A 23,802-nucleotide genomic window follows, 5' to 3' on the forward strand; every position below is an offset into this window, starting at 1 on the left:
AAAGTTGGACATCGGGGGACTTGGTTGGGCAAAGTGCGCGTGCGGCGGGGGACCCAACTCGCGGGGCAAATTTTAGGGGAGAGGAAATTTCCCCAGTTCGACGCGGAGATTGAAATGCCTCCCGCAATCGAATACACGTCAAGTGGGAGCCATGGATGCTTCATCCATGGCAATAAGGAACGGTCAGGCACATAGCGTGACAGTGCACGTAAACGGTCCCGTTCATTTCTCGTTAGTTGACCCCGGGGAGCCGGAGCTCAGGGCAAATCAGGGCTCATCGTCGAATGACTGGCCTCAAGGCCGTATTTCGCAGCGATATCCTTGGCCTCCTGCGAAGCCTGGCGCGTCGGGCTGCCGGTATCGAGCGCTGAGACTTCGGCTTGAGCAGCTTGCCGTCGAGGCGGAAGTCGTAGTGCCCTTCGCAAATGACAAACGTCTCGTCGTAAGTTGCGTGACGGTGATAACCAGGACCAGAGTCCGGCGGCTCGATGACTTCGCAGACCGTATGCATTCCAGCACTCTGCAGCGGTCGTCTTGAACGTCATCGTCATCCTGCCGAGCCAGGCGGCTGTCCGAGCTTCAACTGCTCGCTCCTGAGCCGGAGCATATGCACAGCTACTACCCAACCCTGGCCGAGTTCGAGCAGGGGCAGTTGCCGGCTTAAGACTCGCAAGGGACCGACGCGACGAAGTGAGCCATACCTGCTGAGCGACTCAAGCGGCAGTTACCGTAGTTCGGCGGGCATCGTCTCGACATACCAGTCGGCGCGGATGCCTGATAGCACGGCTCTTGCGCCACTTCGCGCTGTTCGGTGCCAGCGTAGTGCTGCCGAGCCCGCGTCCGCGGCCGCTCTGTGCGTCGGCATTGGGCCGTGCGCGAAGTCCACGACGGACGGATCCTTCCCCGGCGCCTCGCGCACCGAGAGAAGCCAGTAGAAGTGGCCCTTTATCGGCTCGTCGACGACAAGTTCGTAATCGATTTCCATTGCCTGCCCTCAAAGATTGGGAGGTCATGTTGCCGTTCCACATGCGGACTGAGAAAGCGAAAAGTTCACGTTACCGAACTATCGGTTCCCCGAAACCGGATCTGCCGTGAAAAGCTTCACGCACAAATTAGTTCTTAGGTACTACATTTGGCGACATGAAACACGTTTGGGAACCACGCAGGGCCAGGAAACGGAAGCGCAGCCGTCCCTCCATTGTCCTCGCCTCCGAAATGGTGCACCTCGTTTTCCCGCCGACCGGACCTCTCGTCAGCCTGCCAGACACCCACCAATCCCTTGCAGTCATGGCCTTCAATTCGACCCCCACAACCGCTTCGTCGAGGAACTCAAAGGGCGCCCGCTCTCAGGTAGCACCTTTGACCCTCCCCCAGCACCTCAAAGAGCGCGAGCGGCAGGCTGACAACGCCGCGGCTTGGCGGCAGAACCTGTGTCTCGCCGCACTTGCAATCGAGGTTGTAGTCGTCGCATTCCTTATCGCGCGGCGCTGGGGCATGCTGTGAGGGTCTGCAAGGCGATTGCTCACGCCAAGTCGCCGGGAAACCCGACCGGCATCGGCAAAGGGGCCCGCCAGCGAGTGCACCCGTGAGCGGTCTCGATGTGCTCGCCGCTCGGCTCCAGGACGCGGAAGCGATCGTGCTGCTGCGCGAGAGAACGCCGGTCGGCGAGACGCTGCTGCAGCGATCCTGACGTCGCGGCCCTCTTACGCGGCGGCGGAGCTGACTCGGGGCTTGATGATTGCGGCTCTGCGCCACATTCCATTTGACGTCGAAGCACTGAAGCACTGAAGCACTGAAGCAGGGGAGCTGGCAGCGGACGCGATAGGACGCGGCTTGCGGGGCCGCACGCTGGGCATCCTCGGCTACGGCCACATCGACAAGGTAATTGGCGGCTACGCCAAGGCATTCGAGATGCCGGTGCTCATGTCGGGGCGCGGAGGCAGCCGCAGCGCAGCCGAGGGTGACGGGCTCGCGATGGCAAGCGACCGCGCCGACTTTTTTCGGCGCTCGACGTGATCTCGCTGCACCTACACTCAACGATGAGACGCGCGGAGGCAGCTAGCCGAACCTCGAATTTGATTAGCGCTGGTCAGGCACCTCTCGGACGTGTGGACCTTCGTACGTCGGGATGTACTGCCGCGGAATTGGTCCTTTAATGCGCCCGCCTTGCTGGGTCTGCTCCCATGCGTGAGCAAGCACCCCGACAGACCTTGAGAGACAAAACAGTCCGCGGGCCAAGGGTGCGGGAAAGCCAAGCTCGGCGTAGATGACTGCCGTCGCTCCATCGATGTTCATCGGGATGGGCTTGCCCTTGCTTGCACTCAGCTTCGCTTCGACGGCCCGGCCGATATGCGCGAATCGTCCACTGACCTCACCGCGGCCAGCCGCCTCGTCAACGAGTTCCAGAAGTGGTGCACTTCGCGGGTCGACGGGGTGGAAGCGATGGCCGAATCCTGAGATGACCTTGCCGTGCACTTCAACGAATGCCCAAAGCCCTGCGTCGACAGCCTCATCCTCGGGCGAGCCGGCGTCGATGCGCGCAGCGATGTCCTCATAGAGTTCGACGGCCTGCTCGCCAGCGCCGCCATGGACATCGCCAAGGACGTTGACCGCAGATGCCATCGCGCTGTTCAGCCCCACGCCGCAGGTCGCGGCCATACGTGCAATCGCAATGCTCGGCGCCTGTGGGCCGTGGTCGACCGCGGACATCAGCGCAGCCTCCAGAAGCTGGCCTTGGATGCGGGTCGGCAGCTCTCCCCTTGTCATCAGCCAAATCATCTGGGCCAGGCTCACCTTCTGGCGAATCAAGTCTTCGATGGGGTACCCGCGGTAGCGGATGACCCCGGGGGACATGTCGATGATGCTCGTGCGCCACCAGTCTTCCGTGGCCTTTCTAGCGTCCGGGAACGTGGCATCGGTCATATCGCATTCTCCATTCTGAGCGCTTCGATTTCCGAAGCCGAGTAGCCAAGGCTCGCCAGGATTTCCTCGGAATGCTGACCCAGCATCGGCGGAGGCGAGTCGACCTGCGGCGTCTTTCCATTGACCTTGAAGCCCGTGCGGAGGAGCCGGATGTCGCGACCGACACCCGGCGCGTCCGGGAAGGTTCCAACCATGCCGCGCTCGGCAACCTGGGGATGCTCCAGCGCCTGCGGCACGCTGTAGACCGGCCCTGCCGGCACGCCGGCCTGATTGAAGAGCTTCCACCACTCGTCGGTGGACCGAGAAGCCATGGCCTCCTCAAGGATGGCTTTGAGCTCGAAGCGATGCTGGAGCCGATTCTGGCGCTCGCTGAAACGACCATCTTGAATGAGTTCCGGCCGACCGACCACATGGCAGACGGCCTCGAATTGCTCTTGCTTGTTCGCTGCAATGTTCAAGAGTCCATCGCCCGTTCGGAAGGTCCCCGACGGACTCGCAGTGACGTTCTCATTGCCCATCGGCTTGGGTTCGCGTCCAGCGACCAGGTGATTCGAGACTGCCCAGCCCATGGTCGACATCACGGCCTCCAACATGGAGACGTCGATGAACGTGCCACCCTCGCGGCTTCTGTCCGCCAGCGCTGCAGCAACAGCGAACGCGGCTGTGATGCCTCCAATGGTGTCCGCCATGGGATAACCGACGCGATACGGTGCGTTTTCCGGCGCGCCCGTGATGCTCATGACACCGGACATGCCCTGGATGATTTGGTCGTATGCCGGCAGGTCCCGAAGAGGCCCCTCTTGTCCGAAGCCGGAGATGGCGCAGTAAATGAGCTTTGGGTTTTCCTTGAGCAGCTCTTCGTAGCCAAGGCCCAGGCGCTTCATGACCCCCGGCCTGAAGTTCTCCACGAGCACGTCGGCGGTGCGCACGAGCTTACGAAAGACATCCTTCCCCGACGGATGCTTGAAGTCGATGGTGATGGAACGCTTGCCGGGATTCTGCGCCAAGAAGGACACCCCCATATGGCGCTTGTTCAGGTCGGCGTCGGCGCCGAGCTGGCGTGCCAGGTCTCCACCATTGCGGGTCTCGACCTTGACGACGTCGGCGCCCATGTGAGCGAGCTGGTGACAGGCGAAGGGACCGGCGAGCACGTTGGTCAGGTCCAGAACGCGGATGCCGCGAAGTGCGTTGGTCATGTCGGCCTCTTCAGTCGGCTTTGATGCCGGCCTGCTTGATGACGGTCGTCCAGCGCTGGATTTCGCTGTTCACCAGTTGAGTGGCCTGTGCTGGCGTGTTGGCGACGACGGTCATGCCCATCTCGGCGAACTTCTTCTTGGCCTCAGGTTGAGCGAGCGCAGCGTTGAACGCCTTGTTGAGCTTGTCCACCGTCGCCTGGGGCGTACCTGCCGGCGCACCGATGCCAATCCAGTAGTCGATGTCCATCTTGGGGATGCCGGCTTCCTTGGCGCTGGGTACATCGGGGAGCATCGCGTTGCGCTCGGCGCCCGTCACCATCAGGGCGCGCAGCTTGCCGCTCTTGATGTGCGGCAGCGCGGTGGGGACGGAAGTGATGAGCGCCTGCACCTGGTTGCCCATCAAGTCCGTCAGCACAGCGCCGGCGCCCTTGTACGGAACGTGCACGATGTCCACGCCCGTGGTGCTCTTGAACAGCTCGCCTGCAAGGTGGGTGTTCGTGCCATTGCCGCCCGAGCCGTAGTTGAGCTTGCCGGGCTGCGCCTTGGCCAGTGCGATGAACTCCTGAACGTTCTTCGCGGGCACGGCGGGGTTGACCACCAGCACGTGGGGAACCTTGACCGCCGTCGTGACTTGCGTGAACGCCTTCTGTGGGTCGAACGGGAGCGTGGGAATCAGCCCGGCAGCGATGGCATAAGACAGCTCGACCGTCAGCAGAGTGCTTCCGTCTGGCGCGGAGCGTGCGGCCGCGCCCCAGCCAACTACACCACCGCCACCGGTGCGGTTGTCCACCACCATGGGCGCACCGACGCCAGGTGCGGCGAACTGAGCGAGTGCGCGCGTTGCCAGGTCGGCGCTTCCGCCGGCTGCGTAGGGAACGATGATGGTGATGGGTTTCTGAGCAAGTGCCGATGCACTGAACAGGCCGGCCGCACCGGCAAGAACCAAGGCGCGACGGATCGTGCTGAATTTCATAATGGTCTCCTGAATCGGTTGAAGGAAATCTCAGTCGAGCTTCGCGCCCGACTCCTTGACCGCGGCGCCCCAACGGGTGTTCTCCGTCTTTAGGAACGCACCGAGTTCTGCAGGCGTGCCGCCGCGCGCGACGCTGCCCTCATCCTTCAGGCGGGCAACGACCTCGGGGCGGGCCAGCGCGGCGTTCATGACCTGGTTCATCTTGTTGATGGCGTCGGGAGGCGTGCCGGCCGGTGCGACCACAGCCTTCCAGTCTTCCGCAACAAAGCCGGGGTAGCCGGATTCGGCGACCGTGGGCACGCTGGGCAGGACGTCGATGCGCTTGAGCGACGTCACCGCGACGGCGCGCAGCTTGCCGGCTTTGACCATGGAGATGACGCTGGACGGCGTGGCGAAATAGATGTCGGTCTGCCCGCCAAGCAGGTCGGTCGTGGCCGGGCCGGCGCCCTTGTAGGGCACATGCATGACCTTAATGCCCGCGCGCTTGGCAAACATTTCGCCGCCGACGTGACCGACAGTTCCCGTACCCGCGGAGGCCATGGTGAGCTGTTTCGCCTGGCCCTGAGTCTTGAGGTCTGCCAGGTTCTTGATGGGCGAATCCGCACGCACCACCAGGACCAGCGGCTGCGATGCGAGCAGCACCACAGGTTCGAAGTCCTTCAACGCGTCGAAGGGCATCTTTGTGTAGAGCGTCGGGTTGATGGCCAGGTTGGCCGTCTGTCCGGTGCCGAAGGTGTAGCCGTCCTTCTTTGCCTTGGCGACGGCATCCATGCCGATGTTCCCGCCGGCGCCGGGCTTGTTGTCGACGATGAAGGTCCACCTGTTGTCCTGCAGGGTTACCTCATTCGCTACCAGACGCGTCAGCACATCCGTGCCTCCGGCAGGCGGGAATGGCACAACGACCTTGATGGGCTGTGATGGATAGTTGGCTTGGGCGCTGGCGGCCGTTGCGCAGAGTGCGAGTGCGGCGCAGACGGCGAGGCGGAAGGCGTGCTTCTGGGATTTCAAGGGAAGTCTCCTGATGGATATAGACAGCGGGAAAGGGCCGGGGCGTCAGGCAAGTCGGTACACGCGACTTGCCGTCCCCTCGAACAGCGCTCGCCGCTCATCGGCACCTGCGCTGGAGGTCAGTCGTTTGAAGGCGTTCCAGCACGTCGCATAGCTGTAGGAACCCTTGTCGACAGGGAAATTGCTTTCGAACATGCAGCGGTCTGCACCGAACAGCTCTATGCAGGGCTCCATCCATGGGCGCCATGTGTCGACCAGTTGGTGGGAAGTAGGCGGTGTTGCGCCCTTCTCGAACTCGAAGCCGTTCATGCGCATGCCGAGGCCACCGAGCTTCACGTAGACGTTCGGCAGCTTCGCGAGTTGGCGCATACCTTCCAGCCATGTCTCAAACACCTGAGAGCGGAAGCTCTCGTAGGCTCCAATTCGAACGATGCCGCCGCAGTGGTTGATGACCACGGGGGTGTCTGGTACGGCTTTGGCGAGCTCGAACAGCTCGGGCAGTTGGTGAAAGAACAGCCAGGCGTCGTAGGAAAGGCCAAGCTCGGCCAACTGCGCGACGCCCTGGCGGTAGCCCTTATCCGCGAGCAGGCCTTTCGGCGCGACGGACAACGGGTTGACGAGGGACGAATCCGCGTCCCAGGTGCTCAGATGGCGCACGCCTCTGAACCGGCCTTGGCCCGCCCGGACATGAGCTTCGAGGACTTCGCGCACAACAGCGCCCAGACGAAGGTCGGCATGGCCAACGATGGCCTTGGCAACTTCGGGAACGCCACTGGCGTGCTGCTGGGCAACCGCAGAAACGAATTCAGTTTCGCCAACAGGCTTGAGGGCGGCGGGCCCATCCGCTCGATAGCGGGTTTGAGCCTGCATGTAGACCGAGGCGACGACGTTGTGGCCTGTGCGGGTGTCGTCCAGGAAGTCGTCAGCCAGGTAGGTCCAGTCGGGTCGTTCGTAGAAGTGATGGTGGGCGTCGACGATGCGAAGGCCAGGCTCAAGGACTTCCTCCTGGTGCATAGCCAGCCAATCGGCGCGAACGGCGAGGTAGTGGGTACTGCTCATCTTGAGTTCTATCCAATAGAACCATAGTCTGTTAGATAGAACTATAAGCGCGAACTCGTGCTTTTCGGATGCGGGTAAACCCTTTAGTAGGTGTGTGCTTAGCCGCGGTGGTGGCCATGTCAAACTGCGGTCCGCAGCTCTGAAAGAAGCGCGTCCCCGATTGCCTGGTGATTCCCATGACCGAACCAAAGCCCACCGCTCAAACTGCCGACAACGCCGAATCCAGCGGCGTTGCGGTGTTGGACAGGGCCTTTTCGCTGCTCGCCGCCTTTGGCGCAACGGACGCGGCGTTGACACTCACCGAGCTGTCGAAGAGGACCGGGCTCTACAAGAGCACGGTGTTGCGCTTGCTATCGGCGCTCGAACACGGTGGCTTCATTCGCAAGCTGGCCGATGGGCAGTACGCCATCGGTCCGCAGCCGCTTCGCTTGGCTTCGATATATCAGCGCTCGTTCCAGGTAGGGCATGTCATCGAGCCCATCCTGAAGCAGTTGAGCGTCGCGACGGGCGAGACCGCATCCTTCTACGTCAGGCACGAGGACAAGCGAATCGCGCTCTTCCGGGTCGAACCTTCCAGAGCGGTTCGTGCGTCGGTGCAGATAGGCCAGGAATACGCGGTCGCGCAGGGTGCATCGGGCAAGGTGCTGCTTGCGTTCTCGCTACCTGCACGCCCCGAATTACAAGCCGTTCGCGAGCAGTACTGGGCAGTGTCTTATGGGGAGCGAGACCCCGAGACCGCATCAGTTGCCGCGCCGGTGTTTGGCGTGACCGGAGAACTCCAAGGGGCGTTGGCTATTTCGGGGCCGCGGGCGCGACTCGCACCTTCCGAGACCATGTACGAAGCATGTCGTCATGTGCTGGAGGCTGCTCGCGAGGCAACGATGGCCCTCGGAGGGCCTGCGATTCACTATGCGCAGAGTCTTGAGCGGATGACTGCCGAAAGCTTCGATGCACCCACAGCAGCCTTGGTCAGCTGACAACCGCGTCACCGCCAGGAAGCGACCGACGTTCTGTGCAAGCTCCACGGGACTATGAAGGTCGGTCTTTTGGCCGGAATCTGCCCTCGTTAGGCGCGGACGCAGAATTGAGCCTGCTCGCGAACTTGCGGACAAGGACGAACTGTAGTCTTCGCAGCATCAAAGGCAAGCTAACCCGACGTTCCCAGGGACGTCTGCGCCCGGCCGCATTCCGATGGGCGTCCCTCTGCAACTCGGCTTTTGGCCTGTAGCCGGTCGGCGCCCATAGATTGCGCTGTATCGTTAGCCATGATGATTTGTGTGGAGTGTTGCGTCGGCTATCGCGGTGAACCGGAACCATCCGCTTTCTGGCTTGGTGAGCGCCGACGTACGGTGCGTGGCATCGTTGACCGCTGGTTTGGGCCCGCACAGCGTTGGTTCAAGGTTGACGCAGATGACGGGCATCTGTACGTCCTCCGGTGCGACGAGAACACGGGAGACTGGGAGCTTGCTGCTTTTACGCAGGGCGCCGGCTAGGTCCGGCAGCTCTGCCGCCCCAAGGCGTTTTTCGTCGCCAGCTTGCAAGATTGGGGCTTGGGGAGCGCGGGCGCATCGAGCGCTTCCTGCCAGCGCGGGTCGACCAGCTCGATCGACACGGCCATCGCATCGACCAGCTGCGCCGCGCTCGCCGCATCGAGTCGCGCGGCCTGTGCAACATCGCCGGCGCCGAGCCAGTCGGTCAGGCGGGTCTCCACCACCTCAACACCGGCAGCACCGATTCCGCGCCTATCCGATGCGCGTCTCGCTCGGCAGCCTGGCCGCCGGCGACCGTCGCATGCGCTCAAGTCAGAGAAAGACCGTCGATAGGCCATGGTGCTAATTGACGCCTTGATAGAGAAGTTTCCCGACTGGCTCACAGCAGCTGTCGTCGACCTGGATGAAAGCGCCCGTCCTCGGATTGCTTTGGCCGCTACCCAAGCCATGAATCTTGTCACCAACTCGTCAGAGCGCGCTCCGGATTTTCTGGCTGATTTAGGCTCCCACCCGTAGCGCTAAGCGTGCGCCGTGCGCCGTGCGCCGTGCGCCGTCGGCGACTGCGTATCTATGGATTGCGCACGCACCGTCGATGTCCGCTTCTCTGATCGGGCCCGTCGGTCAACAGCGGGGGCTGGCTCTGTATTGTGGGACTGTGCTGGAATCGTCTCGCGGATATGGTCAACGGATACGTCAAACCCAACCGGCGCCGGGTCGCCGTCCAACCCGGCAAAGAACCATTGCAGCGTCACGTCCTTGATCGTGCAGGATCATTTTGGCGGTGAGATTCTCAGTACCAGGACTCCAGGCGGAACCCATTTCCACAATCTTGTCGACGGCGCGAGGTGGGATCTGACGGTCAGTCAGTTCGCAGAGCCGGTGCCATATGACGATGCGGCCACGTCGCGCGCTGCAGCACTCGCGTCAGGCTTGCGCAAGCCATTTAGCGCCTTGCCGTCTGCCCAGTATGGCCAGAACCGAAAGCGTCGTAGCTCCGGCTTCGGCAAATTCCACTACTGAATCACCTCATCCGCTCGCAGCAGCACCGACTGCGGGATCGTAAGGCCGAGTGCCTTCGCGGTCTTCATGTTGATGACCAGCTCGAAGTTGGTCGGCTGTTGGACGGGCAGGTCGGCAGGCTTAGCGCCCTTCAGTATCCTGTCGACATAGCTGGCGGCACGTCGGAACAGGTCGGGGAGATTCGGCCCGTAGTGGATGAGGCCTCCGGGATCTACCATCTGCCTGACCCCATGCATCGACGGCAGCTGGTTCTTTGCCGCGAGGTTTGCGAGCCGTGCTGCGTGAAGACCAAACATCGGGTCGGACACAACGAGGAGTGCCCCCACGCGCTCTTTGACCATCGCTGCAAAGACGCCGTCGAACTCGTCGGGATCTCGGGCCTCCAGGATTTGAAGCCCTACTCCCAACGACCGGGCCGCGGCCTTCATGTTGATTATCGCGAGCGCATGACTCGGATTGGCCGGGTTCGAGAGGATCGCCACACGGCGGACCTTGGGGACGACCTCCTTCAACAACTCCAGCTGTTTGCCGAATATTTCCATGTCCACGTTGAAGGCCTGCCCCGTGACGTTCCCGCCTGGGTGCGCAAGGCTCGAGACGAGTCCCAGTCCAACAGGATCGCCCACACTAACCATGACGATGGGGATCGTCGCAGTGGCGTCCTTGGCTGCCGCCGCCGCCGGCGTCGTTGTTGCAACAATTAGGTCCACCTCGAGCCGAACAAGCTCGGCCGCGAGATCGGGCAGCCTGTCGAATCTGCCCTCCGCAAATCGATAGTCGATGACGATATTCTGCCCTTCAACCCACCCGAGCTCGCGCAGCCCTTGCCGGAAGGACTGGAACGCCCTGATGCCGGCGGCGTCGGAGGGCGACGATGGGCCGGGCGCGAGATAGCCTATCCGGCGGACGCCGCCCGCCGGCTGGGCGTGAGAGTTCAAGGGTCCGGCGACAAGCCCGAAAGCAACGCGGGTGATAAACGTCCGCCGATCCATCACTGAGTCACCTCATCGATGCGAAGTACCAGCGCCTCTTGAATCGCGGCATCCGACCACTTTCGAGTCCATGGCTTCTGGAACGAACATCGCGACGCTACGTCGCCTGCCATCAGAAGGTCGAGGAATGCGCCTCGTGCATCCCGTTGAAAGTCACGCGCGGTTTGCCGAATTATAGAGACACCTGAATGTTGCCGTGTCGGCAAGCCACGCTCAACTGCCGACGTAATGCGCGCCGCTCGCAATCGTCGATCAGGGACGTGAGGCGGTCGACTTTCCTGTGTCGAGCGGCGCAATGGGCGCAAGCTGCCGTTGGGAGTGAGCGGCTGTATGCAGAAGCACAAGAAGAAGAAGCGTAGGCAACTTGGTCATGACAAAGCTTTTTTGGCTGAGCCTGCGAAGGTGGAGCGCTGCCGAGCGCCAATCGTGCGCAGGCGAGCTCGGATGACCGCCCTACGGCATGCTTTACGCTCCGTCCTCGGTCATTCGCCCAGTACGCACAGGCGGTGCCACTTCACCACGCGATGAGTGCAATATTCCGCGACGATACGGCTGACCATTTCCGTGTGGTCAGACACGTCCCGGCGCCTGTCGATCCATTCCAACGCCTCATAGAGGTCGTTCGAATCGCCCGCCAAGTCGTACCTGTCCATCAAGGCATTGCTGAGTTAGAGATTAGAGCGTTCGTCACCGCTCGCTGCCTGGTTGCGAAGTGAATCGAAGCGGGAACTCATGGAAACGGATGCGGCGCCGCCGTTGGCCAGAGGATGCCTCATCGCTGCCTCGAGATTGCCGGTCGGAGCGCGCCAGGCAAGCGCTAACAGAACGCCGGCGAGCAGCGCCACGAAGTAGCGTGGGGAGGTCCACCTTGCGGCAGTGGTCAGGTATCGAAGGGTTCGATCGAACATTGACAAGCTCTCCTTGCGAGGCCCTATGTGGAGTTGAAGCAACTTCGTTCATCAAAAAAGCGAGAACAAGCAATAAGGCCGCAGGATTGATGTGTGGTCGGGGACGGCGGGCGCGTGGTGGAGCTCAACACGCTGCACGCGGGTGAGCTCTTTGGCGAGCTGATGCTCAGTGGTGAACTGCGCTCCGCCACTGTGCAGGTCACCACGCGAGCGCGGCTGACGCGCGTGACCCGGGCCGCGGCCGAGCGCGTGCTGGCGCAGCGGCCCGAGCTCGCGTTCGAATTGATCCGGCGCCTGGTGCAGCGCGTGCGCACCCTGACACGCACGGTGGGCCGCCTGGCTTCGGTGGACGTCTACGGCCGGGTCGTGGGGCTCTTCGACGCCTTGGCGGTCGACGACAAAGGCCTGCGCGTGGTGCCCGGGCCGTTGAGCCAGCAGCGCATCGCTGAGCGCGTGGGCGCTTCGAAGGCGATGGTCAACCGGCTGCTGACCGATCTGGCCAAGGGTGGCTACATCGAAGTCTCGCGCGAGCGCATCGTGCTGCTCAGAAAGTTGCCGCCGAAATGGTGAGTCAATTGCTGACTGACACGCAAATGCCATAACTCGTGCAGCGACCTCGACGTCTGACGCCAATCTAGGGGTGGTCTGCAGACACGCGCAGCGCCCTTTGACCCGGACTGCGACGGTCTTGTTGCCCCAGTCGACGTTGCGCAATGCATCGATGGCCAGCTTGCGCGCGGCGTCCCTGCCATTCTGGCGAAGGCTTCACTGGCCACTCGCGCGGACGCGCCTCCGCTGCCCTATGCATACTTTCCGGGATTGGCCTTGGCGAGGGCGACTTCCCTGGTGCAAACGGGTCACCGTCGTTCGTTCGGAATCGTCGAGAGTGCCTTCAAGGCAGCCTCTACTCGAGGCCTTTCACGCGATGTCTGCTTTCGTCGCCTGCCTAGGCCGCTGAGCGCCGCCTTCCAGTCACTCGCCTGCCGCAAGGCCAGACGTTCAGCTAGCGAAGCCGGCCTGCGCTGAATAGAGGCTGTACGTCCTCTATTTCACAATGACCCAGCTCCCATGGGCAATCCCCCTCGATGGCATCAAGAGGTTGCTTGAGCGCAGCAAATCGCTCTTCGATTCATTGGATCACCTCATCAGCACGGAGCAGCAGCGACTTCGGGACAGTGATTCCGAGTGCCTTCGCAGTCTTGAGATTGATCAACAGCTCGAACTTGGTTGGCTGTTCCACAGGAAGCTCGCCGGGCTTCGCGCCCTTGAAGATCTTGTCGACGAAGCTCGCAAATCGGTAATAGAGGTCGGGATAGTTCACCGCGTAAGCTACCAATCCACCGGCCTCGACGAACTCGCGGGCGGGCCAGGCGGCAGGCAGCGTATTGCGGTCCACCAAGTCGAGGATCGTTCGCTGGTGCATCTGGATAAGACCGTCTGCCCCGATGACAAGCGCGTCGACATGCTGTCGAACTGCCTGCTCGAATGCGCGGCTTAGGTCGCCTTGGCTCCGCACGTCGAGAAGCTCGGCGTGGAGACCTAGCGCGCGAGCCGCCCTCTTTGTCTCTTCCCATTCGGGTGGAGCAGCTGGATTGCCCATGTTGTGAAGCAACGCAACGCGCGAAAGATTCGGAACCATCTCTTTGATGAGTTCAATCCGTTTCGCTGTCAGCTCGGTACTGAAGGTGGTCACCCCCGTAATATTGCCCCCGGGATGGGCGAAGCTTGTCACGATGGCACGCGGGTCGCCCATCGTCGCCATAAGCAATGGAATTGTTCTCGTCGCGTTCTTGGCCGCTATCGCGGCAGGGGTCCCCCTCGTTACGATCAGATCGACCTTGAGACGCACCAGTTCGGATGCGAGATCCGGGAACCGCTCGGCACGACCTTCTGCCGATCGATATTCAATGATCAGGTTGCGCCCTTCAACGTAACCGAGATCCCGCAGTCCGTTACGCAGGGCGTCAAGATTGGCGGCGTTCTGTGCGGCGGGGATCGTCTCCAGAAGCCCAATGCGATAGATCTTCCCCAATTGTTGCGCGCGCGCGGCAAGCGGTGTGCCGACCAGGCCACCCGCAACACCGCCGATGAACGTCCGCCGGTCCATCACTGAAGAACCTCGTTGACGATACAACGCCGAAACATACCACGCCTGCCGCCGAGGACCGGGTATGCACCGGATGCCAACGGCCGGCGTTTGAGGCGCGGGTGAAGTTCCGCTTCTGGCCCAACTGTAGCCTGTCGCCGGCCCGCGGCTCCGAGCCCTTGCGGTTGATGTCGCGGCTAACGGGCTGGCGCGGGATGAGTCGCGATGCAGCGTAGAGATTCACGATTTTCAATCGGCTTTGCCACCGCATCATGGGTGCGGCAATTGACGACATGCCAGCATGCCTTATTGACACGACAACGTGACATGATTATTCTGCTGTCATGCGCACGACCACGTACGAAAGCCCGCTCCGCGCAGAGCAGATGGAGCAGACGCGCCTCCGGATACTGGAGGCGACGGCAGATGTGCTGGCGGACGAGGAGGTCAACGAGGTCACCGTTCCGCTCGTCGCCGTGCGCGCCCGCGTGTCGGTCCGTACCGTCTACCGGCACTTTCCGACCAAGGAGGCGCTCTTCGACGAGTTCGGTGAATGGGCGGAGGAACACCTCCGGGTCGTCCTCCTTTCCTACCCAGACACGCTCGAGGGCGTCCGCGAGATGGCGCCTGCGCTCTATCGCATGTACGACGAGCGAGCGCCGCTGATCCGCGCCCTCCTATCCAAGCGCGGACAGGAGATCCGGGCCCGCACGCGGCGCCGGCGACTGGCGACGTTCGAGAAGGCGATGCGGGAGGTCACCGACGGGCTCGGTCCGGCCGAGCGCCGACGCGCCCTTGGGGTGATCTATCTGCTCGTGAGCGCGCCCGCTTGGCAGGCGATGCGCGAACAGTGGGACCTCGAGGGCCAGGAGGCCGGCAAGGCCGCCGCCTGGGCCGTACGCGTGCTGACGGACGAACTTCGCCGCAATCCGGCAAGCATGAAGGAGGTTGGTAACGATGACACTCGTCGCTGAGCAGACCTTCGCCCCACCCGGACCGGGATCGTGGTTCCTCGACCCGACTCACTGGACGCGGCCGGTGACCCGCTTGCACGTGGAGATCTTTCCCGACGCGTTCCAGCGCGGCTTCGGCGAGAGCCTCCGCCGCTACGGATCGTTGCTCGAGTACCTGGAGGCGGGCTTCGTCAACGGGTTCCCGTACTACTGCGCACGTCCCGTCGGCGCGCCGAAGGAGGCGGTTGGTCACCCTCCGAAAGAGGTGTGGGACGAGCTCGCGCGCAGCCACCCAATGATTCGGCGCCGGCTCGAGACGAGCGCGACCGTGTTCGAGCGCAAGCTCTGGCGTGAGGACCTCGTGCGCTGGGACCGGGAGGTGAAGCCCGCGGCGATCCGAGCTCACCTCGCGCTGCTCGCGGTTGATCCGGCGGCGCTCGACACGCCTGCGCTCCTCGCATACATCGATCGCTGCCGCGAGAACCAGATCCATGGCGCGTACATCCATCACCTCTTCAACGTGCCGGCGCTCCTGCCTGTGGGCGACTTCCTCGTGCACGCGCAAGAGTGGACAGGCCGCTCGCCGGCCCAGTTGCTCGGTCTCCTCCAGGGCGCGAACCCCGATCCGCTCGGTGCAGACGAGGAGCTCGAGCGACTGGTCGGCGCTCTCCGACTGGATACGGCGGCGACGGCCTTGCTCACGTCGCCCGGAGAGCCGGGCGAGGTGGTCGCGGCGCTTCGCTCGCTGTCCGGCGCCACGGGCCGACTCGCTTCGGCATATATCGACCGTGTCGCCTACCGGCCGGTTAACGGCGAGGACGTGGGCGACCCGTCGGTGCACGAACTTCCCGAGCTGATCGTCGGAGCGATCCGCACTGCATTCGATCGCCTCCAGGGTCCACCGGCGAACGATCTGGACCGGAAGACGTCTGAGTTGCGCGACGCAGTGCCTGCTCGGCATCGCGGTGCCTTCGACGCGCTGCTCGAGGAGGCTCGGGCGACCTACCGGCTACGCGACGAACGGGGCATCTACGCCGACCTCTGGGCGATCGGGATTATGCGGCGCGCGATCCTGGCAGCCGGCCGCCGGCTTACGGCGGCGGGGCGGCTCGCCGATCCGGGCCATCTCGTCGAGGCTGGCTACGCGGAGCTGCGAAGCCTCGTCGAGTTCGGCGACGGCCCATCGGGCGAGGAACTGGCCGAGCGTGCGCGCTATCGGCTCAAGGCGCGCTACGCGGATGCGCCGGCGTTTCTCGGCGGCGAGCCGGGCGACCCGCTGCCGGCCGAGTGGCTGCCGCCCTCGGCGGCAAGGCTGGAGCGCGCGATCGGTGCAGCCGTGCAGGCGATCTTCGCCGCGCCGAAGCCACGCACCGAGGAGCGAAAGGTTCACGGTCTCGGCGTCAGCCCGGGCGTGTACGAGGGCACCGCACGGGTGATTCGCGGCACCGAGGAGTTTGGTCGCATCGAGCGGGGCGACATCCTTGTCACGAACTCGACGACGACGGCATTCAACATCGTGCTGCCGCTCCTCGGCGCGATCGTGACAGACCGGGGCGGGCTGCTCTCGCATGCCGCGATCGTCGCGCGCGAGTACGGGCTGCCAGCAGTCGTCGGGTGCACCGATGCGACCTCCGTGCTCCTGGACGGTGCGAGGATCACCGTCGATGGCACCGCGGGCGAGGTCGAGCTCGTCGCATGACGGAAGCAGGCGACGATGAAACCGGCAGCACTTACCGAGGAGCTCGAGGAAAGCCTGTTTGGCGGCAAGGCCGCGCAGCTAGCCGCGGCCACGCGTGCGGGCCTGCCCGTTCCCGCGGGTGTCGCGCTTCCGTACGGGTTCGTGGATGCACTCGCTGCCGACGAACGCGATGCGAGGCAGCGGCTGGCTGCAGTCTTTTGCACGCTCGGCGCCCCGCTCGCGGCGCGCTCGTCCGCAGTGGGTGAGGACTCCGAGCAGGCGAGCTTCGCAGGACAGCATCTGACGCAGCTGAACCTGCGCTCCGAGTCCGAACTCGTTGACGCCGTGTCCGCCATCTGGCGCTCGGCGCGCTCGCCTTCAGCGTTCGCGTACCGCGAGCGCCTTCGGCTGCCCCGCGAGCCGAGAATGGCCGTCGTCGTGCAGGAACTCGTCGATGCGGACTCCGCCGGCGTGCTCTTCAGCCGTAACCCCGTCAACGGGTCGGACGAGATCGTGATCGAGGCGGCCTGGGGGCTCGGGGAGTCGGTCGTTGCCGGTCTCGTCATCCCAGATCGGTTCCGCTTGAGGCGTGACGGCGCCGTCGCCGAGCGAATCGCGGGACTGAAGGACGTCGCCATACGCACCGACCCGGAAGGCGGCACAAGCAGCACACACGTTTGCGAGGGGCTCACCCACGTGCTCTGCCTCGACGATGCACAGCTCGCCGCGCTTCATGCGCTCGCGCTCCGCTGCGACGAGGTGTTTGGCGGGAGCCACGACATCGAGTGGGCGTTCGCCGGCAGCCGGCTCTATCTCCTGCAGCGGCGAGCGCTCACGGCGATCCTAAGTCCGGCTGCAGGCGACCACACGGACGAGCACGTGCGCTGCGCCGCAAAGTAACTAGCGTAATGCGCCACTCAGATATGTACTTATCTTTTGTTTCTTGCCCCGCGGCCTTGCGCGCGTGACCTTGGCCAGGATGTCGTTGGCGCTGGCAGTCCAGATGAAGGGCTTGGGATTGGCATTGTGGTGCTCGACATAAAGGTCGATCGCCAACTCCAGTTCAGGCACGCTGGTGAAGCTGTCGCGTCGGATGCGGTTCTCGGAGATGTTGCGGAAGAACCGTTCGACCCTGTTGAGCCACGAGGCGCTGGTGGGCGTGAAGTGCATGACGAACCGCGGGTGCTTGGCCAGCCAGGCCTGCGTCGGGGTACGCGTGCGTGCCGTGGCGCTTGTAATCATGGGTGACGTGCCGGCGCGGCCTTTCTTCATCGGCAAGCCCGGCTGGTCAACCTCGACGGCGATGTCTTTGTTCTGCAGGCCCTGGGCGGCGAGCAAAACGACCTTGGCCCTTTGCTGTACGTGCGCCTCGATGCGACCTCGCCGCGCCAAGGCCCTCAGCTCTCGTTGGGCAACGGCATCCAGTTCGATTTTGGGGCAATGCGCATGGCTGCGACCTCCATCGAGGATGGAGTGTGCCGCATCAAATAAGTCCGACTATTTCGAGCGCACTGCCCTAGCCCAGGAAGTCGATCAAAGCCGGAATGACTTGCTCTGGCGCTTCTTCCATGAGCCAGTGTCCAGAGCCCTTGACGATCACGCCCTGCACGTTGGTCGCAACCATCTTGCCCTGCTCTATCAGGAAGGTTCCGCCGGCCTTTTCACCAGAGAGGACCAGCATGGGCATGGGCAGGGGCGTTTTGCCCAATTCGGCGAACTCGGCCGCGTCCTGCTCGAAGGCCTTGAAGTATTCGAATCCGGCGCGCATGCCGCCGGGTTGCGCGTAGGCATTGGCGTAGAACCGGCGATCGGCTTCGGGCACCGAGTGCTTGGCGTCGGCCGCAAAGTCGTTCCAGAAATGCTCGAAATAGATGCGCTCGCGCCCCTTCACAAGCGCCAACGGCGTCGGGCCGTGGAAATGGAAGTGCCATAGGTCGCGCAGCAGCCAGACGTTTTGCCATTCGCCGATGCCAGGAAGAAAGGCATCCATGAGCACCACCTTGTCAGTCTCCGAAGGGAACTGTGCGGCGTACGCATAGGCCACCATCAGCCCGATGTCATGGCCGACGATGCTGGCGCTGCGGATGCCGAGCGACCGGACGAGCTCGTGGATGTCGATGGCCATGTTCTTCTTGCCGAAGCCGGTCTCGGGCTTCGACGAATCGCCGGCACCCCGGAGATCGGGCACGACCACGGTGTGTGTTCTCGCCAGCAGCGGCATCAGCGGATTCCACATGTGCCCGGTCTCGGCGTAGCCATGCAGCAGCACGACGACCGGCCCGCTGCCACCAATGCGGTAGTGGATGCGGGTGCCGTTGACCTCGACGCTGCCTGCGCGAAAGCCAGGCACCGCGTCGGCGGCCGGTGCGGCGTGCGCCGTACGACCCATGGTCAGAGCGGCGCCAACGGCGACTGCGCCCGCGATCAGTGCGCGGCGGCTGGGGGCGGGAGGGGTGTCGATCATGGGAACGTCCTTCGGTCGATTGGGGTGACGCGAATTTATGATTCAGCTTCGCTTTCAAAAAGAACCCGAAAGTGGTTTACTCATTCAGCTTTGCTGAATGATTGGAGCAGTCCCGATGGACCGTCTGCGTGCGTACGAGGTGTTCGTCACCGTGGTGGCGCGGGGCAGTTTCACCAAGGCGGCCGACGCGCTGGACACCTCTCCGGCCAACGTGACGCGCTACGTCAACGAGTTGGAAGCGCACTTGCGCGCACGGCTAATCAACCGCACCTCGCGCCGCTTGTCGCTCACGGAAGGCGGCGAGGCGCTGTTCGACCGGGCGAAGTCGATCCTCGAGGAAGTGGCGGAGACGGAGGCGCTGGCGACCACCGCGTCGCTGCAGCCGCGCGGGCGCCTGCGCATCAACGCGCCGCTGAGTTTCGGCAGCCTGGTGCTGGCGCCACTGTGGCCGAAGTTCATGGCGAAGTACCCCGACGTCGAACTCGACATCGCGCTCATTGACCGTGTGGTCGACATCGTCGAAGAAGGCTACGACCTTGCGATCCGGATCTCGCGAACCACGTCGGGCAACCATATCGCGCGCCGCCTGGGCTGCTCGCAGAACCTGGTCTGCGCCTCGTCCGATTACCTTGCCCTCCATGGAATGCCCAAGGTCCCGGCGGATCTTGCGCGGCATCTGTGCCTGGGCTACACCTACGGCGCCACGTCCGATGAGTGGCAGTTCGCCGGCCCCGACGGAACGCTGGAATCCGTGCGCGTGCGCTGGGCCTTGAGGGCCAACAACGGCGATACCGCCCGTGCCGCGGCGCTCGCCGGTAGCGGCGTCATCTGGCAGCCGCGTTTCGTGATCGGCCAAGACGTACAGGCCGGTCGGCTGGTCGAGGTCATGCCTGGCTACCGCATGCCCCCGATCGACATCCTCGCCATCTACGCAAGCCGCCGCCATCTCAGTGCGAAGGTGCGGGTGATGGTGGATTTCCTGGTAGAGGCCTTTCAAGATTCGCCGCTGGCGAAAGGCGAACTGGCGGGGGTTGGCAAGTGAGTTTCTGCCGATCTCTTGCCTGGAGTTGGCGCACTTGCGTTCGCTCTGTGAGCCACAGCACGCGGCATCGGACTCTGAACGAAACGGAGCAGATGCGTTTCGCAACTCCCACTGGCTTCACGGCAACGTTGGCGAGCACCCCGACCGGCGCGCAACCTGGTCACTGCCTTGACCAACTGCGGCGATCGGCTGCGTCACGGTCGCTGCGTCATGATCACGGGGCGACCGGCGTCAGCAAGTGCGCCGAACTCGGAACATGGGCTTCCCCATTCCTCTTCCTGGCCAGAGTTGGCGCCCCGACGGATGCACAAGACTGCCTTCCAGGCGGCACCGGCCGGTGCCCCCGATCCTGCCTCCGCCTCATTGCCGATGTGACCCGCCAGCTTCTTCAGCCAGGTGCATGAAACCGCATCTGATGACGACGGCCGATCTCCGGGATCTTGCTACGGTCTGACGGTGATTTGACCTCCCGATCGACTTCCCTGAAAAATCCCTCAGCCGTGGCCGGCGCATCCAGCACGAGGACACGCGCCGGCTCGGGCAGCGCACCCTTGAACGCGTGCAGCGTGCCCCCGGGTGCATAGATGAAATCGCCCTTGCGAAAGACCTCTTCCTGCTCGCCGAGCAGAAATCGCACCTCGCCCTCCAGGACGTAATAGGCTTCGTCCCATGGATGGTCGTGCGGCGGCGGTCCCTGGTCCTGCGGCAAGACGACTTCCATCAGCGAGAAGGCGTGGCCGGTGCGCTCTGCCTCGCACAGGAATCGCACCTGTGTGCCGAGTACCGAAAGCGCTTCCGCTGTGCCACAACGCACGGCGATGGCTTGCTTGTCCATGTTCACTCTCCTTTGAGACGTGTGCTAGGATGTCATGCAGTATGACACCTAGGCATGATGTATGTCAACACCACCATCGCTTCTTGATCGCCACGCCGACGCAACGCAGAAGCTGATTCTCAGCTCTTCCATTGAACTGCTCGAGCGGTACGGTGTTTCCGAGCTCACGATGCGTGCGGTCGCGCGGCATGGAGGGATGTCCGAGCGCACGCTGTTTCGCTACTTCGCGTCCCGAGAGCAGTTCCTGGATGCCGTCGCCGCGGAAGTCACGCGCGAGATTGACGCTCCCGCACCGCCGCGGAGCATCGACGACTTGCGCACTTATCCGGGTGCACTGTTCTCGAGGTTCGAGGAGAAGGCGGAGTTGGTGAAGGCGGCATTGCACACCGAGCTGTACGATCGCCTGCGCCTGGGCATTGCGAACGAGCGCTGGGCGGGCGTGCGCCGCATCGTCGACGAGCACGCCCCCCACCGAACGGCACGAGACCGCAAGCTCGCGGCGGCTAACATCCGCTTCTATCTTTCGGGTAGCAGCTGGCACTACTACCGGTTTCACTTCGGCTTCACGCTGAAGGAGACGATCGACAGTGCACAACTGGCGATCCGGCTCGCGCTTGATGATATTGGCAACGGCGATGCTCCCGGTCTGCGGCGTGAGGCTGTTCTGACCTGAACCCAGACGATGTGTCTTCGGGTCCTTTCCCTCCTTCGCCGCGGCATGCGCGCACCGATTGCGTTGCCGGGCGCCAGTCGTTGATGCACTGCACGCCACTTTCAATTGCAGTAGACAGCCTTTGAGCCGAGTGGAGGTCTCGCGTGAACGCGTACGTGGGGGTCATTTCCTCGGGAAGGTGAAAGTAAACATCGTGCCAGCGGACCGGGACGAGCTCACTCTCACGTCTCCACCATGCGCACGAGCGATGGCGCGCACGATGAAGAGGCCCAATCCCACGCTGCGTGCGGCGTTTCCCGCAGAATTGCCTCGCACCATGGGTTCGAAAAGCGATGACTGCATCTCGGGCTCGATGGGCTCGCCCCAGTTTTGGACGGAGAGACTCGCCGAGTCCTCCCCAAGTGTCGAGGTCACGGTCACGGTGCCGCCAGGCTCGCCGTAGGTCATCGCGTTGCCCACCAGATTGCCGAGGAGCTGGGCCAAGCGGTCCGCATCGGCAATGCAGTTGCCTGCGCCTTCTGCGCGGTGAACGATGACGCGGTCGGGGAACGCAAGTGCGAGTTCGCCCACGATCTTGGCGACCAAGGCATGCAGGTCCAGGCTCGCGGGGGCAACCGCGAGGCCCCGCCCTACCCGCAGGAGCGTGAAATCAAGCAGTTCCTCAATCAGCCGCTGGGCACGCTGCGCCGAGCTGTTGACATGGCCGAGCACGCGAAGCCTGTCGGGGGAGGTCTCGCCACGTGCGAGCAGCTTCGCGCCCATAAGGATGGCGGACAACGGATTCCTCAAGTCATGGCTAACGATGCCCACCATCTGTTCCGCGAAAAGCGCCCTGTCGTGGGCACGCGCGCGCTCATGGGTGGCTTCGGTGATATCGCTCAGCACGCCGATGAAGTAGGCCAGGCTACCGTCATCGTTGAAGAACCCCTGTCCAGTGGAGGCCACGGTCCGTTGCACGCCATCGACGCCGAAGAGCCTGTAGGTGCAGTTGTAGACGTCCTCCGTCCGCCCCAGCGCGCATTCCAAGGCGTGACGCTCGCTCTCCCGGTCGTCCGGCGCGACCGCGGCGGCATAGAGCGTGTCGCTCACGGGGCGTGGCGCATCGAATCCGAGCAGCCGCGCCACGTCGTTATCGTAGCGACGCGCGCCTGTGGCCACATCGACGTCCCACAGGAAGAGATTGCCCAGCCTCAAGGCCTGCCTCAGCCGGGCCTGCGTCACCTTCAGTGCGGCCTGGGCTTCGCGTTCCATCGTCACCAGGTCGTCGGCGCGCTTGCGCGCGGCGAGGAGCTCCCGCTCGTACTTGTTGCGCTCCTCTGCGACCACCATCGAGACCTCGTCGTAGCTGCCGGACTTCGTGGTGCGCCGAATCGCGTTGAGCATCATCGGAAGGGTGTGCCCGTCCTTGTGGCAAACATCGAGCTTCACTTCGGACAGGGAGCCCTGCATGTCCATGGTCGGCAGCCAATGTGTCTGATGGAAGATGCGCCCACCCATCGTGAAGAGTTCCTGGAGCCGCTTCCTGCCGACCAGCTCGTCGCGCTCCATGCCGAGCCAGTTGCAGAAGGTCTTGTTGACCTTCAGGATGGTGCCGGTGACGGTCGTTACGAGCAGACCCGTCGGAAACTCATCGAAGAGCTGATCGGCATTCGGTAGTTCAGGGGCCATTCATCGGATGGAGAGTGTCGCGAGGAATTCATCCACCGCTTCTGCGCATGCGCAGGGTGCGCTCAGGTGTGGGCAGTGGCCCACGTTCTCCACGATCCGCAGCATGGAGTTCGGCAGATGGCGCTGCATGTACTCGCCAACGGCGATGGGTGCGATGAGGTCGTCGCTGGACTGGACGATGAGAGTGGGCGCGGTGAGCTTGGGCAGATCGGCCCTGTTGTCCGACAGGAAGGTGACGCGAGCGAACTGCCTGGCGATGTCGGGGTCGGTGCGGCAGAAGCTATTCGTGAGCTCGACACCCAGCTCCGGCTGATCGGGCGCACCCATGATGGCCGGCGCCATGCTGCTGGCCCAACCCAAGTAATTCGATTCCAGCGTGTCCAGGAGCGAGTCGATGTCTTCCCGGGTGAAGCCGCCGACGTAATCTGCATCGTTGATGTAGCACGGCGATGGCCCCATCATCACGTGGCCGGCAAAACGCTCCGGAGCGCGAATGCCGGCCAGCAGGCCGATCATGGCGCTCACGGAGTGTCCGACGAAGATGACCGGCCCGGTGGCGAACTCGTCGATCAGCTCCAGCAGGTCGTCGGCGTAGCCGGACAGATGGTCGTACTTGACGGGGTCGTAGGCCGCGATCTCCGACTGCCCGGCGCCGACCAAGTCGAAGACGACTGTGTGGAAGCGCGAGGAATACTGCGGCGCGAGGAATCGCCACATGTTCTGGTCGCAGCCAAAGCCGTGCGAGAAGACCATCGTGGCGGGCCCATCGCCAAGAACCTTGACGTTGTTCCGCTTTTTGACCGACATGCCCTGTCCTTTGCCGAAGGTACCGGTT

The 23,802-nt window shown here is 63.4% G+C and carries 24 protein-coding genes and 2 pseudogenes; 10 read left to right on the top strand and 16 right to left on the bottom strand.

Going from position 1 to position 23,802, the window contains the following annotated elements:
- Positions 1-724 precede the first annotated feature (724 nt).
- A complete protein-coding gene (locus tag J2739_RS10110) occupies positions 725-985 on the bottom strand; it encodes a hypothetical protein (RefSeq protein ID WP_309901121.1) in 261 nt (86 codons plus the stop codon).
- A gap of 374 nt (positions 986-1,359) precedes the next feature.
- Here J2739_RS10110 and J2739_RS10115 point away from each other — a divergent pair, with 374 nt between their 5' ends.
- The gene (locus J2739_RS10115; RefSeq protein ID WP_309901125.1) at positions 1,360-1,503 is read left to right on the top strand and encodes a hypothetical protein; all 144 of its coding nucleotides are present in this window, start codon (positions 1,360-1,362) and stop codon (positions 1,501-1,503) included.
- 318 nt (positions 1,504-1,821) lie between these two features.
- Entirely contained in the window at positions 1,822-2,016 is a 195-nt protein-coding gene (locus J2739_RS10120; protein ID WP_309902104.1) for an NAD(P)-dependent oxidoreductase, read from the top strand.
- 63 nt (positions 2,017-2,079) lie between these two features.
- Here the strand turns inward: J2739_RS10120 and J2739_RS10125 are convergent, their stop codons facing one another.
- From J2739_RS10125 to J2739_RS10145, 5 genes are read right to left on the bottom strand one after another with little or no spacing between them, the layout of a single operon-like run.
- Positions 2,080-2,922, bottom strand: a complete 843-nt coding sequence (locus J2739_RS10125; RefSeq protein WP_309901126.1) for a citryl-CoA lyase — start codon at positions 2,920-2,922, stop codon at positions 2,080-2,082.
- The gene (locus J2739_RS10130) at positions 2,919-4,118 is read right to left on the bottom strand and encodes a CaiB/BaiF CoA transferase family protein (RefSeq protein ID WP_309901128.1); all 1,200 of its coding nucleotides are present in this window, start codon (positions 4,116-4,118) and stop codon (positions 2,919-2,921) included. Before J2739_RS10130 ends, J2739_RS10125 begins: the two co-directional genes overlap by 4 nt.
- A gap of 10 nt (positions 4,119-4,128) precedes the next feature.
- A complete protein-coding gene (locus J2739_RS10135) occupies positions 4,129-5,091 on the bottom strand; it encodes a Bug family tripartite tricarboxylate transporter substrate binding protein (protein WP_309901129.1) in 963 nt (320 codons plus the stop codon).
- Positions 5,092-5,121: 30 nt separating this feature from the next.
- Positions 5,122-6,099: a Bug family tripartite tricarboxylate transporter substrate binding protein gene (locus tag J2739_RS10140; RefSeq protein WP_309901131.1), complete on the bottom strand. Its 978-nt coding sequence runs from the start codon at positions 6,097-6,099 to the stop codon at positions 5,122-5,124.
- Positions 6,100-6,144: 45 nt separating this feature from the next.
- Positions 6,145-7,158, bottom strand: coding sequence for an amidohydrolase family protein (locus J2739_RS10145; protein ID WP_309901133.1), 1,014 nt, complete (start codon positions 7,156-7,158; stop codon positions 6,145-6,147).
- A gap of 176 nt (positions 7,159-7,334) precedes the next feature.
- On the opposite strand from J2739_RS10145, the gene J2739_RS10150 reads away from it, so the two are divergent.
- Positions 7,335-8,135: an IclR family transcriptional regulator gene (locus J2739_RS10150; protein ID WP_309901135.1), complete on the top strand. Its 801-nt coding sequence runs from the start codon at positions 7,335-7,337 to the stop codon at positions 8,133-8,135.
- Between the two features lie 572 nt (positions 8,136-8,707).
- On the opposite strand, the pseudogene J2739_RS10155 reads toward J2739_RS10150, so the two are convergent.
- Positions 8,708-8,833: pseudogene (locus J2739_RS10155) on the bottom strand (2-keto-4-pentenoate hydratase); the annotation flags it as partial.
- Between the two features lie 385 nt (positions 8,834-9,218).
- Between J2739_RS10155 and J2739_RS27995 the strand changes: the two are divergent.
- Positions 9,219-9,668, top strand: coding sequence for a YunG family protein (locus J2739_RS27995; protein WP_473774980.1), 450 nt, complete (start codon positions 9,219-9,221; stop codon positions 9,666-9,668).
- On the opposite strand, the gene J2739_RS10160 is transcribed toward J2739_RS27995, so the two are convergent.
- The 3 genes from J2739_RS10160 to J2739_RS10170 all read right to left on the bottom strand — a co-directional run bounded on the left by J2739_RS10160 (position 9,662) and on the right by J2739_RS10170 (position 11,568).
- Positions 9,662-10,660, bottom strand: coding sequence for an ABC transporter substrate-binding protein (locus J2739_RS10160; RefSeq protein WP_309901137.1), 999 nt, complete (start codon positions 10,658-10,660; stop codon positions 9,662-9,664). The two genes, J2739_RS27995 and J2739_RS10160, sit on opposite strands and share 7 nt — an antisense overlap.
- 482 nt (positions 10,661-11,142) lie before the next feature.
- Positions 11,143-11,313, bottom strand: coding sequence for a hypothetical protein (locus tag J2739_RS10165; RefSeq protein WP_309901139.1), 171 nt, complete (start codon positions 11,311-11,313; stop codon positions 11,143-11,145).
- A gap of 15 nt (positions 11,314-11,328) precedes the next feature.
- Positions 11,329-11,568 carry a hypothetical protein gene (locus J2739_RS10170; RefSeq protein WP_309901141.1) on the bottom strand — a complete coding sequence of 80 codons (240 nt, stop codon included), beginning with the start codon at positions 11,566-11,568 and terminating at the stop codon, positions 11,329-11,331.
- 93 nt (positions 11,569-11,661) lie between these two features.
- On the opposite strand from J2739_RS10170, the gene J2739_RS10175 reads away from it, so the two are divergent.
- On the top strand, positions 11,662-12,138 hold the full coding sequence (locus J2739_RS10175) for a Crp/Fnr family transcriptional regulator (protein WP_309901143.1): 477 nt from the start codon (positions 11,662-11,664) through the stop codon (positions 12,136-12,138).
- Positions 12,139-12,697: 559 nt separating this feature from the next.
- Here J2739_RS10175 and J2739_RS10180 read toward each other — a convergent pair.
- The gene (locus J2739_RS10180) at positions 12,698-13,675 is read right to left on the bottom strand and encodes an ABC transporter substrate-binding protein (RefSeq protein ID WP_309901145.1); all 978 of its coding nucleotides are present in this window, start codon (positions 13,673-13,675) and stop codon (positions 12,698-12,700) included.
- A gap of 323 nt (positions 13,676-13,998) precedes the next feature.
- Here J2739_RS10180 and J2739_RS10185 point away from each other — a divergent pair, with 323 nt between their 5' ends.
- From J2739_RS10185 to J2739_RS10195, 3 genes are read left to right on the top strand one after another with little or no spacing between them, the layout of a single operon-like run.
- Positions 13,999-14,628, top strand: coding sequence for a TetR/AcrR family transcriptional regulator (locus J2739_RS10185; RefSeq protein WP_309901147.1), 630 nt, complete (start codon positions 13,999-14,001; stop codon positions 14,626-14,628).
- On the top strand, positions 14,612-16,306 hold the full coding sequence (locus tag J2739_RS10190; RefSeq protein ID WP_309901149.1) for a PEP-utilizing enzyme: 1,695 nt from the start codon (positions 14,612-14,614) through the stop codon (positions 16,304-16,306). The genes J2739_RS10185 and J2739_RS10190 overlap by 17 nt, the downstream gene beginning before the upstream one ends.
- Positions 16,307-16,321: 15 nt before the next feature.
- Positions 16,322-17,185 (top strand): PEP/pyruvate-binding domain-containing protein, encoded by an 864-nt coding sequence (locus J2739_RS10195; protein WP_309901151.1) that lies wholly within the window; start codon positions 16,322-16,324, stop codon positions 17,183-17,185.
- Here the strand turns inward: J2739_RS10195 and J2739_RS10200 are convergent.
- Together J2739_RS10200 and J2739_RS10205 are read right to left on the bottom strand one after the other, a co-directional pair.
- Positions 17,186-17,587 (bottom strand): annotated as a pseudogene (locus tag J2739_RS10200) (IS630 family transposase); the annotation flags it as partial.
- Positions 17,588-17,801: 214 nt separating this feature from the next.
- Positions 17,802-18,749 carry an alpha/beta fold hydrolase gene (locus J2739_RS10205; protein ID WP_309901153.1) on the bottom strand — a complete coding sequence of 316 codons (948 nt, stop codon included), beginning with the start codon at positions 18,747-18,749 and terminating at the stop codon, positions 17,802-17,804.
- Positions 18,750-18,864: 115 nt separating this feature from the next.
- Between J2739_RS10205 and J2739_RS10210 the strand changes: the two genes are divergently transcribed.
- Positions 18,865-19,791, top strand: coding sequence for a LysR family transcriptional regulator (locus tag J2739_RS10210; protein WP_309901155.1), 927 nt, complete (start codon positions 18,865-18,867; stop codon positions 19,789-19,791).
- Positions 19,792-20,179: 388 nt separating this feature from the next.
- On the opposite strand, the gene J2739_RS10215 is transcribed toward J2739_RS10210, so the two are convergent.
- Positions 20,180-20,626, bottom strand: coding sequence for a cupin domain-containing protein (locus J2739_RS10215; RefSeq protein WP_309901157.1), 447 nt, complete (start codon positions 20,624-20,626; stop codon positions 20,180-20,182).
- 61 nt (positions 20,627-20,687) lie between these two features.
- On the opposite strand from J2739_RS10215, the gene J2739_RS10220 reads away from it, so the two are divergent.
- The gene (locus tag J2739_RS10220; RefSeq protein WP_309901159.1) at positions 20,688-21,299 is read left to right on the top strand and encodes a TetR/AcrR family transcriptional regulator; all 612 of its coding nucleotides are present in this window, start codon (positions 20,688-20,690) and stop codon (positions 21,297-21,299) included.
- A gap of 162 nt (positions 21,300-21,461) precedes the next feature.
- On the opposite strand, the gene J2739_RS10225 is transcribed toward J2739_RS10220, so the two are convergent.
- Both J2739_RS10225 and J2739_RS10230 read right to left on the bottom strand, forming a co-directional pair.
- Positions 21,462-22,967, bottom strand: a complete 1,506-nt coding sequence (locus tag J2739_RS10225) for a sensor histidine kinase (protein ID WP_309901161.1) — start codon at positions 22,965-22,967, stop codon at positions 21,462-21,464.
- A complete protein-coding gene (locus tag J2739_RS10230; RefSeq protein ID WP_309901163.1) occupies positions 22,968-23,774 on the bottom strand; it encodes an alpha/beta fold hydrolase in 807 nt (268 codons plus the stop codon). It abuts the gene before it with no gap.
- Between the last annotated feature and the right edge of the window lie 28 nt (positions 23,775-23,802).

Origin of the sequence: Variovorax soli (assembly GCF_031454625.1) — a bacterium.
Classification (GTDB): Bacteria; Pseudomonadota; Gammaproteobacteria; order Burkholderiales; family Burkholderiaceae_C; genus Variovorax; species Variovorax soli_A.

What these genes read in the sequence shown, in the direction of transcription:
- J2739_RS10110 (WP_309901121.1), bottom strand. Translation starts at nt 985, where the DNA reads ATGGAAATCGATTACGAACTTGTCGTCGACGAGCCGATAAAGGGCCAC.
- J2739_RS10125 (WP_309901126.1), bottom strand. Translation starts at nt 2,922, where the DNA reads ATGACCGATGCCACGTTCCCGGACGCTAGAAAGGCCACGGAAGACTGG.
- J2739_RS10130 (WP_309901128.1), bottom strand. Translation starts at nt 4,118, where the DNA reads ATGACCAACGCACTTCGCGGCATCCGCGTTCTGGACCTGACCAACGTG.
- J2739_RS10135 (WP_309901129.1), bottom strand. Translation starts at nt 5,091, where the DNA reads ATGAAATTCAGCACGATCCGTCGCGCCTTGGTTCTTGCCGGTGCGGCC.
- J2739_RS10145 (WP_309901133.1), bottom strand. Translation starts at nt 7,158, where the DNA reads ATGAGCAGTACCCACTACCTCGCCGTTCGCGCCGATTGGCTGGCTATG.
- J2739_RS10150 (WP_309901135.1), top strand. Translation starts at nt 7,335, where the DNA reads ATGACCGAACCAAAGCCCACCGCTCAAACTGCCGACAACGCCGAATCC.
- J2739_RS27995 (WP_473774980.1), top strand. Translation starts at nt 9,219, where the DNA reads ATGGATTGCGCACGCACCGTCGATGTCCGCTTCTCTGATCGGGCCCGT.
- J2739_RS10160 (WP_309901137.1), bottom strand. Translation starts at nt 10,660, where the DNA reads ATGGATCGGCGGACGTTTATCACCCGCGTTGCTTTCGGGCTTGTCGCC.
- J2739_RS10165 (WP_309901139.1), bottom strand. Translation starts at nt 11,313, where the DNA reads ATGGACAGGTACGACTTGGCGGGCGATTCGAACGACCTCTATGAGGCG.
- J2739_RS10170 (WP_309901141.1), bottom strand. Translation starts at nt 11,568, where the DNA reads ATGTTCGATCGAACCCTTCGATACCTGACCACTGCCGCAAGGTGGACC.
- J2739_RS10180 (WP_309901145.1), bottom strand. Translation starts at nt 13,675, where the DNA reads ATGGACCGGCGGACGTTCATCGGCGGTGTTGCGGGTGGCCTGGTCGGC.
- J2739_RS10185 (WP_309901147.1), top strand. Translation starts at nt 13,999, where the DNA reads ATGCGCACGACCACGTACGAAAGCCCGCTCCGCGCAGAGCAGATGGAG.
- J2739_RS10190 (WP_309901149.1), top strand. Translation starts at nt 14,612, where the DNA reads ATGACACTCGTCGCTGAGCAGACCTTCGCCCCACCCGGACCGGGATCG.
- J2739_RS10195 (WP_309901151.1), top strand. Translation starts at nt 16,322, where the DNA reads ATGAAACCGGCAGCACTTACCGAGGAGCTCGAGGAAAGCCTGTTTGGC.
- J2739_RS10205 (WP_309901153.1), bottom strand. Translation starts at nt 18,749, where the DNA reads ATGATCGACACCCCTCCCGCCCCCAGCCGCCGCGCACTGATCGCGGGC.
- J2739_RS10210 (WP_309901155.1), top strand. Translation starts at nt 18,865, where the DNA reads ATGGACCGTCTGCGTGCGTACGAGGTGTTCGTCACCGTGGTGGCGCGG.
- J2739_RS10215 (WP_309901157.1), bottom strand. Translation starts at nt 20,626, where the DNA reads ATGGACAAGCAAGCCATCGCCGTGCGTTGTGGCACAGCGGAAGCGCTT.
- J2739_RS10220 (WP_309901159.1), top strand. Translation starts at nt 20,688, where the DNA reads ATGTCAACACCACCATCGCTTCTTGATCGCCACGCCGACGCAACGCAG.
- J2739_RS10225 (WP_309901161.1), bottom strand. Translation starts at nt 22,967, where the DNA reads ATGGCCCCTGAACTACCGAATGCCGATCAGCTCTTCGATGAGTTTCCG.
- J2739_RS10230 (WP_309901163.1), bottom strand. Translation starts at nt 23,774, where the DNA reads ATGTCGGTCAAAAAGCGGAACAACGTCAAGGTTCTTGGCGATGGGCCC.